This is a genomic window from Vibrio sp. 1978, assembly GCF_033344345.1.
In genome coordinates this window covers 1-580 of record NZ_JAWPOP010000779.1, presented here as the reverse complement: position 1 = coordinate 580, position 580 = coordinate 1, and the positions used below count along the sequence as shown (strand labels likewise).

Sequence of the window (580 nt, the reverse complement as noted above, 5' to 3'; positions counted from 1 at the left end):
GACTACAGGTGAAAAATCGTCGTCCTTTAAATTCACCTTGGCTGGCGGTTTTGATGATCATCGGACTGCCGCATTTTTTACAAAAACGCACTTCTTTCTCAGGCTCGATCAAATCAATATGCGCCGCCAACAAACGACGTAAACGCCCCACTTGATAACTGTGTTTTACAGAAGTCCCGATCAGAGGCAAGTTGGCAGATTTACATACGTGCATCAGCAACTTCTGACGCTCCACCTTACCTTTATTCAATTGCTGCCCGTTATCAAACTCGATAATCACGCGCGGTTCTAACGTTCTGGGATCACAAATTACGTAGTCGAAATAACTGCGCGAGATGCGATTATTGGCCACGAAAAACTGCTTTTTATTCTTGATGTCTTTCGGAGCAACCAAAGTAGACATGTTCACCTTGGCAAACACGACAGCATGCTCTCCAACTGCAGCTCTTAGCGCATTGAAAAAAGCACCTTCTTGCCCTCTTAGTAACGGGCCTTTCGCGCGATATGGATAGTCACGCGTGTCGTCGTGCTTAATCACGTACTTTTGAATAATAAAGAAGAATACAACCAGAAGAACAAC

Annotated in this window: 1 protein-coding gene; it reads right to left on the bottom strand. The window is 44.7% G+C overall.

What is annotated here, in order from left to right:
- Window positions 1-580 (bottom strand): DUF2726 domain-containing protein (locus R8N49_RS29065; protein ID WP_318190692.1); only part of this gene is annotated, 580 nt, incomplete at both ends.